Source organism: Candidatus Manganitrophus noduliformans, assembly GCF_012184425.1.
In the GTDB taxonomy this organism is placed as follows: domain Bacteria; phylum Nitrospirota; class Nitrospiria; order SBBL01; family Manganitrophaceae; genus Manganitrophus; species Manganitrophus noduliformans.
Genome location: NZ_VTOW01000008.1, coordinates 93,733 through 102,053, shown reverse-complemented (window position 1 = coordinate 102,053; position 8,321 = coordinate 93,733). Strand labels below are relative to the sequence as shown.

Genomic DNA, 8,321 nt, shown 5'->3' with positions numbered 1-8,321 from the left:
CTCTTTGGTACTCATCACCTCCTTGTCCTCTCCGACCATCCTGCCCTCCTAATTCGGGCAGACAGTCTATCAGTAAAGAGGACATTTCTACTTTGGCAGAATAGGACATTATCTCTTTGGGATTACAGATACGGCTTTGGCGTGTCAAGGCAAAGCTGCATTAAAATCAGCTTCTCGGCCAATACATGATAACGGAGACGCCAATCAGCGCGATCAGGCCGCCGATCAGGTCGAATCTGTCCGGGGAGATCTCGTCCACCCGCCATCCCCAGAGGAGGGAGAGAACGATGAAAATGCCTCCGTAGGCGGCATAGACCCGCCCGAAATGCGCCGGTTGCAGCGTGGGAATCACTCCATAGAGGACTAATACGACCGCTCCCGTCAAGGCGAACCCGATCGGCTTCCCCTCCCGCAGCCAGAGCCAGACGAGATACCCCCCTCCGATTTCACACAACCCGGCCAGAACGAAATAGAACAACGAAGCGCCCATCTCCACCAATGATCTCCCTCCCGATCCGATCGATTTCAGCAGCATAGTTTTTCCTCTCTCAAGGCTTCATAACCCTCCCTCACCACGAAGAGCACAATGACCAAACCGGCGACCGGATCGGCCCACCAGAGTCCGTAGAGATAGTTGAGCCCCAGCCCGATCAGCAACGCGACGGATAAGAAAACGCAGGCGAGCGTCTGTTTGGAGTCGGCGACCGCGCTACGGCTGGCGAGTGCCTTTCCGGTTTTGTACTTGAGATAAAAGAGGGTCGGCATAATGATGATCGACAAGAGGGCGATGATGACGCCTGGGAGACTGGGATCAGGCGCCTCACGGCGGAGCAATTTTTCGATCGATTCATACGTCACATAAGCGCCGAGGATCAGGAAGGCACCTCCGACGAGCCGAACGGCCCTCGCCTCGCGCCGCTCCTCTTCCTCCGGGCTGATCGATGGATGGCTGCTGAACCGCCAAATCATGACCGTCCCGGATAAAGACTCTACAAAGCTGTCGAGGCCAAACCCCACCAGGGCGACGCTACCCGCAAGAAGCCCTGCTGCGATTGAGACGATTCCTTCGATCAGGTTATATCCCACTGTAAAATAGGACAACCGCAACGCTCTCCGCTGAAGTGTTGAATCCATCCGATCAGCTTCCCTCCTTCTCTGCAGTCATCCTGCATTCCTCGATGACCTCTTTGGGAATCATTTTCAGCGCCACAAAGAGCAGGGCCGGCACAATGATCACGTCATCGATCTGGCCGATCAGAGGAATAAAATCGGGAATGAGATCGAACGGCAAAAGGGCATAGCCGACGGCGAGCGCGAGAAGAAGCTTGGCCGTCCGCGGCGTGCGGCGATGCCGGAGCATCCGCTGATAGACCTTCAATTCACGTTTCAAATTCATTCCGATTAACTTCAACCGGTTCATTTTATTTCGGCTCCGTCACAAAAGAGGGCGGCCGGTCAAAAATAGACCGACAGCCATGTAAAAAGCGCAAAGCCGGCAATAAAGATAGTCGTTGCGAGGCGGGCCTCTTTACCGCGATGTGCTTGAGGGACAATCTCCTCGATCGCCACCGTGGTCAGCATCCCCGCCGTAAAAGCAAGTAGCGCCAGTTTGAAAATCTCCGGACGGCCGCGTACCCCCCAGTAGCCGATCGTCGTCCCGAGAAAGAGGGGAATGACGAACGCCACATTTGCCAGAATGCGCATCCGGCGAGCAACCCCTTTGGCTTTGAAAGCGGCTATGGTGGCAAATCCTTCCGGAAAATCGGCCGGGGTTTGGCCTAAAGCCAGCAGCAGGCCCAAACTGAACTCAATGGTTGACCCGGCACCGATCATAATGCCATCGCTGAAGAGATCGAACGCCACGCCAAGAAAGATCATCCCAGGACCGGCCTCTTCTCCTGCTTGTTGGCCACGGGTGTTGATGATGTGGGTTATCTTATCAATGGCGATAAAGAGGCCGCCACCTGCGATGAAGCTTAAAATGATGATCCAAGGAGCGTCGGTTCGAAGGGCCTGCGGCATCAACTCCACTGCCACCACTGCCAGGATGATGCCGGCCGCGCCGTGCAGCGCCAGACTCAAGGTTCGCTCCGAGATGCGGAACATCTCGGCAACCATGCCCCCCGCGAAATTGCCGAGCGCCGGCAGAACGGCAAAAGCAAGCGCGGTGAAATATTGTTCCATAGATTCTATGCCTTGACAGGAATAAAACAAAAGGGGCTTTAATGGAATCTAACATCTTTTAGCATAACATAGCCGCCTCAACGCATAAAAGGCGAGGTGCTGCTGAAGAGTCGGATCACCCTATCCATTCTCCCTTCGGTAGACCAGGACTCCCTTGGAAAGGATTTCCCCCCGGTGCTCGTGGCCAGGCTCGCGCGTCATCTGAAGAGAATACGTATTAGGAACGGATCTTGCTGCCAAATTGGACACTACTGAATTGAGTTAGTAAAATGGTTGTTCTTACTTCATTGTTCATGATAATCGGCCTGGCATCCGTCCACCTCTTCTCCCAAAACCTACGCGTTCTGGACGGGGTTCCCCGGAGCCGCTTCCTTTCGCTGGCGGGCGGCATGGCCGTTTCCTTTGTCCTCCTCAGGCTTCTTCCTGCTTTAAGCGAAGGGCAGGAAGCCATTGAGGAGACAACGGACCGAGGTTCCTTCTACTTTTTAAAAGATCACGTCTATATTGTGGCTCTCCTCAGCCTGGTGATTTTTTACGGGCTGGAGCGGCTTGCGAAAGGGTCGCGTAAGCGGCGCCGGGAGGCAGGCAAAGAGGATACGACCAGCCTGAAAATATTCTGGCTCCATATCTCCACCTTCGCCGTCATGAACGGATTGATCGGTTATCTGCTTCTTCATAATCAGGAACGGGGCCTTAAGACCCTCCTCCTCTTTTTCATTGCGATGGCGTTGAAGTTTATCGTAAATGACCATGGCCTGCATGCGGACCACAAAGAGAAGTATGACCGGATCGGCCGGTGGATTCTGGCTGCGGCGGTCCTGCTCGGCTGGGGAATTCGATATCTGCATCGGTTTCCCCAATTGGCGCCTGTCCTCCTTCAGGCGTTCCTGGCCGGCGGGGTTCTTCTCAATGTCCTCAAAGAGGAGCTGCCCGAGCAGCGCGAGAGCCGCTACTGGGTTTTCGCACTCGGCGCAATCGGTTATGCTCTGCTTCTGCTCGCATTCTAAATTGCAGGTTCATTTTGCGATCACGGCGATCAGTTGCGCGGGGCTAAATAGGGGATGAGATCTTGTTCAGCACACCGCCGATTTAAAATCCATGAAACCTAAAGTTGAGGATGACGGGGAAAATGTGCCGCTTTAGTTCTCTACTCCCTCTCTCGTGGAAGTTTAATTTCTTCAATCCGATGCCCGGGAGTCACAACGACCCTGAAGGGTCGTATGGCTGATCTGGAAACGGTCGGCCAGAAGCGATTCCAGCGCTTTTTGTATGGAGGGCCAGTCCTGAAGCTTGGAGATCGTCACATGAGCGCTCAAAGCATGTTTGCCGGAGGTCAACGTCCAAACGTGCAGGTCGTGCACCTCGTAGACTCCTTCAACGGAGGCCATCGCCTTTCCAACTTCTCCTAAATCGATATGTTCAGGAGCCGCCTCCATGAGAATATTGACCGCCTGTTTGAGCAGGCTCCAGGTACGGGGGAGGATGAAGAGACCGATCCCGACGCTGATGATCGGATCGGCCAGGTACCAGCCGGTGGTGAGCATCACGAATGCGGCAATAATCACGCCGATGGAGCTGAGCATGTCGCTTAAGACCTCCAAGTAGGCCCCTTTCAGATTCAGGCTCTCTTTGGAGCCGGCGTGCAGCAGCCGCATGCCGATGAGATTGACCGCCAAGCCGACTGTCGCGACGGCCATCATCGGACCGGCCAAAACCTTAGGAGGCTCGATGAAACGTCGATAGGCCTCATAGAGGATATAAAATGAAACGAAGATGAAGATGACGGCATTGACCAACGCGGCCAAGATCTCGACCCGGTAATAGCCGTAGCTTTTCTGCAATGTCGGCGGCCGTTCGGCAAACCACATGGCAAAGAGAGCGATCCCCAACCCTCCTATATCGGTCAGCATATGCCCTGCGTCGGCCAGAAGGGCCAAGCTCCGGGTGAGAAGCCCCCCGATCACTTCTACAATCAGGTAGCCGAGGGTCAGGATAAAAACAGAGAGGAGCCGTTTCCGGTATTCCGGGCGTTCGCCGATACTAACCTCAGTGGTGGTTCCCATTGTCGTCTCCATGGTCGGCCCCTTCTGCAGCCGTTTTGAGAACTGCAGGATTTATCCCCGTGCCGAATTCGAAGACCAATCGGCCGCCCCGGTCGGCCCCCAGGGCAACCAGCGTCGACAAGACCGCCAGCCCCAGCAGGAGCCTCCAGCGATGGGAGGCCCAATTCTTTTTCTGGTTGATCCAGAAAAGGTACCCCGTGAGAAGGATTCCTACGGCGGTGGAAGCGATCATCCAGTTCCGGTGAATGTGGATGAAATCATGTCCGGGAGCGTCGTGGCCGCGCGGGTCGGTCGCCGCAACAATGTTGGCGGCGATGAATCCGGTCGGAAGGGCGACCAGCGCCGAAAGGGTTCCTAAGTAGAGCATCCAGGTCGCGGCGAAATGAAATTTTTCATCATGCAGGACCGCCATTCCCTCCATCACAAGCGCACCCAGAAAGAAGGCGATCGGAAAGTGGATCAGCAAGGGATGGATGTTATTTCGAAGCGCGGCCATCCCGGGAAGCAGTGTTTCCATTTTATCTCCTCCTTTTCTCTGTTTGGGGTAGAAGTGATCAACCCTGCAACGGGGTTACTCTGAACCGGTCTTAAACATTTCTGATCGATTCGATGAGGTATTTATTCAAGGAGAGATGCTCGATCTTCTCCGGGCCGTCGTTCATCCGGACGTCGGTCAGATTGATAAACACCGCGCCGGGATCGTTGATGACATCCGAGAAACGTTTCCGTTTTTCCGGGACGAACAGATCTCCCGAATAGACGGCATGCACAGTCCGCACCTTCACCCTGACGTGTTGTCCTTCGTTCATAAAGGGTTGCCTCCGTGTTGAGGGTTGTATGGGGGGCGGGGCGCATTCTTCATGCCCGCTCCGGCAGTTCGACCGCATCGGTCCTTTTTTCTTCTTCCGCTCCCTCCGCTTCTTCGTTTATATTCTCTTTTGCGTGGAAAATGCGATAGAGTACCGGCAGCACCAGGAGCGTCAGCGCCGTGGAGGAGAGAATGCCGCCGATGACAACGGTCGCCAGCGGGCGCTGGACCTCCGCCCCCCGTCCGACCGCCAGGGCCATCGGAAGGAACCCAAGCGACGCAACCAGAGCCGTCATGAGCACCGGCCGCAGCCGCGTGATCGCGCCGTGAAAGATCGCTTCGTCCAAAGCTTGGCCTTCTTCGCGAAGCTTATTGATGAAGGTAATCATCACCAGCCCATTGAGCACGGCCACGCCGGAGAGGGCGATAAACCCCACCCCCGCCGAGATCGACAGCGGGATCCCTCTGAGCCAGATCCCCGCGATCCCGCCGGTCAGCGCCAGCGGCACGCCGGTGAAGACCAGGAGGGAGTCTTTGACATTCCCGAAGGTCACAAAGAGGAGGAGAAAAACCAGGAGCAGCGAGACCGGAACAACGATCTTCAGCCGATTTGTGGCCGAGATCAGCTGCTCGAACTGCCCGCCCCAGGTCGTCCAGTAACCCGCCGGAATTTTGACCCGTTCCTTGATCATCGCCTCCGCCTCCTGCACGAACGATCCGATGTCGCGCCCCCGGACGTTGGCCGTCACCACCACACGCCGCTTGCCGTTTTCCCGACTGATCTGATTGGGTCCGGGGGCGATATTGAATTCGGCGACGGCGCCGAGAGGAAGATAGCTCGGCCGCGACTCGGCCCGGACGGCTCGGGTATCCGGTTCTGTCCGGGGAAGAGGAATCGGAAGACGCTTCATCGCCTCAAGGTTGCTCCGCGTCTCCTCCGGCAGGCGAACAATCAATTCAAACCGCCGGTCTCCCTCAAAGATCTGGCCCGCGCTCTTTCCGCCAACGGCGATCTCGATCGCCTCCTGAACATCGGAGAGATTCAGCCCATATCGGGCCATCTCTTTCCGGTTCATTTGAATGGTCAGGACCGGAAGACCGGTGACCTGCTCGACCTTCACGTCCGAGGCGCCGGGGACCTTTTCCAGAACTTCGGCGATCTCTTCGCCGGTTTCAAAAAGAACGTCCATATCGTCTCCGAAGACCTTGACCGCCACGTCGCTCCGTACGCCGGCGATCAGTTCGTTGAAGCGCATCTGGATCGGCTGCGTGAACTCATAGTTGTTGCCCGGGATTTTCTTGACCGCTTCTTCGATCTCATGAACCAGATCGGCCTTGGGCCTTTTCGGATCGGGCCATTGGGATCGTGGTTTGAGCATGATAAAATTGTCGGCCACACTGGGGGGCATCGGGTCGGTGGCGATCTCCGCTGTTCCGAGCTTGGCAAAGACGGTCTCCACCTCCGGGAATTCTTTGATTCGGATTTCCAGGAGGTGCTGCATTTCAATCGCCTGGGAGAGGCTGGTTCCCGGAATTCGCAGCGCGTGCATGGCGATGTCCCCTTCATCGAGACTTGGGATGAACTCGCTTCCCATCCGGGTCGCCAGCAATCCGCTTAAGACCACCAGAACCGTTGCCGCCGTGACCACCAACGCCCTGTTCGCCAAGGAGAGATTCAGTAAAGGGGTATACACCTTCTTGGCCCACCGCACCAGAAAATTCTCTTTCTCGGAAATCCGTCCGGAAAGGAGCAGCGCCACGGCGGCGGGGATAAATGTCACGGAGAGGATCATGGCCCCCAGCAGCGCCGCGATGACGGTGAAGGCCATCGGGATGAACATCTTGCCCTCCACCCCGCTGAGGGTGAGGATCGGGAGGTAAACGATCATGATGATCAGCTCCCCGAACATCGTTGCTTTCCGGACCTCTTTGGAAGCATCGAAGACAATCTCGAATCGCTCAGCGCGGGTGAGAAGCCTCCCCAATCGATGCTGCTCCTCGGCCAGCCTGCGGATGCAGTTCTCGACGATGATCACGGCGCCGTCGACGATCAATCCGAAATCGAGCGCGCCCAGACTCATCAGGTTGGCGCTCACCTTGTTGCCGACCATGCCGGTGATCGTGAAGAGCATCGACAGCGGAATGACTAGAGCAGTGATGATCGCTGCTTTGATGTTTCCAAGAAAGAGAAAGAGAATCGCAATCACGAGAAGCGCCCCTTCCTCCAGATTTTTCTTCACCGTCTCGATGGTCGCATCGACCAGCGTCGTCCGGTCGTAGACGGTTTTGGCGACCACCCCTTCCGGAAGCGTCCGGTTGGTCTCGACGAGCTTATCGGCGACTTTTTGAGAGACCGTTCGGCTGTTCTCCCCCATCAACATGAAGACGGTGCCGAGGACGACCTCTTTTCCGTTTTCGGTGGCCGCCCCGGTCCGAAGCTCTTTTCCGTTCAACACCTCGGCCACATCTTTGATGTGAACCGGCACCCCTTGGTGGTTGCCGATGACGATTTGCCGGATTTCTTCCAGGTCCGCCGCCTGACCGGGAGCCCGGATGAGATATTGCTCTCCTCGATGCTCGATGTATCCCGCGCCGATATTGGCGTTGTTTTTTTCAAGGGCTTCCAAGACATTCTGGAACGTCAGACCATAGGAGATCAGCTTTTCCGGATAAGGGGTAACATGAAACTGCTTCTCATAACCGCCGATGGTGTTGACCTCGGTGACCCCTTTCACGTTCCGCAGCTGCGGTTTGATCACCCAATCCTGAATCGTCCGAAGATCGGTGGGTGTATAGGCCGAGCCGTCGGGTTTCTTCGCTCCTTCTTCCGCTTCGACCGTCCACATGAAGATTTCGCCCAAGCCGGTGGCGATCGGTCCCATCGTCGGCTCGATCCCCGGCGGAAGTTTGCCTTTCGCTTCCTGGATCCGCTCGTTGACCAACTGCCGCGCAAAGTAGATGTCGGTTCCGTCTTCAAAAATAACGGTCACCTGGGAGAGCCCATACCGGGAGAGCGACCGGGCCTCTTTCAGATGAGGCAATCCCGCCATCACCGTTTCGACCGGGAAAGTGATTCGCTGCTCGGCCTCCAGCGGGGAGAAGCCCGGAGCCTCGGTATTGACCTGAACCTGGACATTGGTAATGTCCGGGACGGCGTCGATCGGAAGGCGCCGGTAATTGTAGACACCGAGCGCAGCAATCGCCACGGTCGCCATCAGTACCATCCATCGCTGGCGAATGGAAAATTTTAAGATTTGCTCAAGCAT

General features: G+C 56.3%; 9 protein-coding genes. 1 reads left to right on the top strand and 8 read right to left on the bottom strand.

All coding sequences use genetic code 11. From position 1 onward, the window contains the following. Window positions 1–166: 166 nt before the first annotated feature. Genes MNODULE_RS23110 through MNODULE_RS23095 form a run of 4 tightly spaced genes read right to left on the bottom strand, consistent with a single transcriptional unit; the run spans window position 167 to window position 2,184 of the window. On the bottom strand, window positions 167–490 hold the full coding sequence (locus MNODULE_RS23110) for a YnfA family protein (protein WP_168063567.1): 324 nt from the start codon (window positions 488–490) through the stop codon (window positions 167–169). A 35-nt stretch (window positions 491–525) separates the two neighbouring features. Next, window positions 526–1,134: a cation diffusion facilitator family transporter gene (locus MNODULE_RS23105; RefSeq protein ID WP_168063560.1), complete on the bottom strand. Its 609-nt coding sequence runs from the start codon at window positions 1,132–1,134 to the stop codon at window positions 526–528. Between the two features lie 4 nt (window positions 1,135–1,138). Continuing rightward, the gene (locus MNODULE_RS23100; protein ID WP_168063559.1) at window positions 1,139–1,420 is read right to left on the bottom strand and encodes a YkvA family protein; all 282 of its coding nucleotides are present in this window, start codon (window positions 1,418–1,420) and stop codon (window positions 1,139–1,141) included. Window positions 1,421–1,455: 35 nt separating this feature from the next. Further along, window positions 1,456–2,184 carry a ZIP family metal transporter gene (locus tag MNODULE_RS23095; protein WP_168063558.1) on the bottom strand — a complete coding sequence of 243 codons (729 nt, stop codon included), beginning with the start codon at window positions 2,182–2,184 and terminating at the stop codon, window positions 1,456–1,458. A gap of 389 nt (window positions 2,185–2,573) precedes the next feature. On the opposite strand from MNODULE_RS23095, the gene MNODULE_RS23090 reads away from it, so the two are divergent. Beyond that, the gene (locus tag MNODULE_RS23090; protein ID WP_202882329.1) at window positions 2,574–3,191 is read left to right on the top strand and encodes a hypothetical protein; all 618 of its coding nucleotides are present in this window, start codon (window positions 2,574–2,576) and stop codon (window positions 3,189–3,191) included. A gap of 171 nt (window positions 3,192–3,362) precedes the next feature. Here MNODULE_RS23090 and MNODULE_RS23085 read toward each other — a convergent pair whose 3' ends face one another. From MNODULE_RS23085 to MNODULE_RS23070, 4 genes are all read right to left on the bottom strand, one after another. Further along, window positions 3,363–4,259 (bottom strand): cation diffusion facilitator family transporter, encoded by an 897-nt coding sequence (locus tag MNODULE_RS23085; RefSeq protein ID WP_202882328.1) that lies wholly within the window; start codon window positions 4,257–4,259, stop codon window positions 3,363–3,365. Beyond that, window positions 4,231–4,764 (bottom strand): DUF2231 domain-containing protein, encoded by a 534-nt coding sequence (locus tag MNODULE_RS23080; protein WP_168063556.1) that lies wholly within the window; start codon window positions 4,762–4,764, stop codon window positions 4,231–4,233. The genes MNODULE_RS23085 and MNODULE_RS23080 overlap by 29 nt, the downstream gene beginning before the upstream one ends. Window positions 4,765–4,834: 70 nt before the next feature. Beyond that, window positions 4,835–5,056: a hypothetical protein gene (locus MNODULE_RS23075; protein ID WP_168063555.1), complete on the bottom strand. Its 222-nt coding sequence runs from the start codon at window positions 5,054–5,056 to the stop codon at window positions 4,835–4,837. Window positions 5,057–5,105: 49 nt separating this feature from the next. Beyond that, window positions 5,106–8,321, bottom strand: a complete 3,216-nt coding sequence (locus MNODULE_RS23070; RefSeq protein ID WP_168063554.1) for an efflux RND transporter permease subunit — start codon at window positions 8,319–8,321, stop codon at window positions 5,106–5,108.

Coding starts and splice junctions, on each gene's coding strand:
- MNODULE_RS23070 (WP_168063554.1), bottom strand. CDS start 8,321: ATGCTTGAGCAAATCTTAAAATTTTCCATTCGCCAGCGATGGATGGTA.
- MNODULE_RS23095 (WP_168063558.1), bottom strand. CDS start 2,184: ATGGAACAATATTTCACCGCGCTTGCTTTTGCCGTTCTGCCGGCGCTC.
- MNODULE_RS23090 (WP_202882329.1), top strand. CDS start 2,574: ATGGCCGTTTCCTTTGTCCTCCTCAGGCTTCTTCCTGCTTTAAGCGAA.
- MNODULE_RS23080 (WP_168063556.1), bottom strand. CDS start 4,764: ATGGAAACACTGCTTCCCGGGATGGCCGCGCTTCGAAATAACATCCAT.
- MNODULE_RS23075 (WP_168063555.1), bottom strand. CDS start 5,056: ATGAACGAAGGACAACACGTCAGGGTGAAGGTGCGGACTGTGCATGCC.
- MNODULE_RS23105 (WP_168063560.1), bottom strand. CDS start 1,134: ATGGATTCAACACTTCAGCGGAGAGCGTTGCGGTTGTCCTATTTTACA.
- MNODULE_RS23100 (WP_168063559.1), bottom strand. CDS start 1,420: ATGAACCGGTTGAAGTTAATCGGAATGAATTTGAAACGTGAATTGAAG.
- MNODULE_RS23110 (WP_168063567.1), bottom strand. CDS start 490: ATGGGCGCTTCGTTGTTCTATTTCGTTCTGGCCGGGTTGTGTGAAATC.
- MNODULE_RS23085 (WP_202882328.1), bottom strand. CDS start 4,259: ATGGAGACGACAATGGGAACCACCACTGAGGTTAGTATCGGCGAACGC.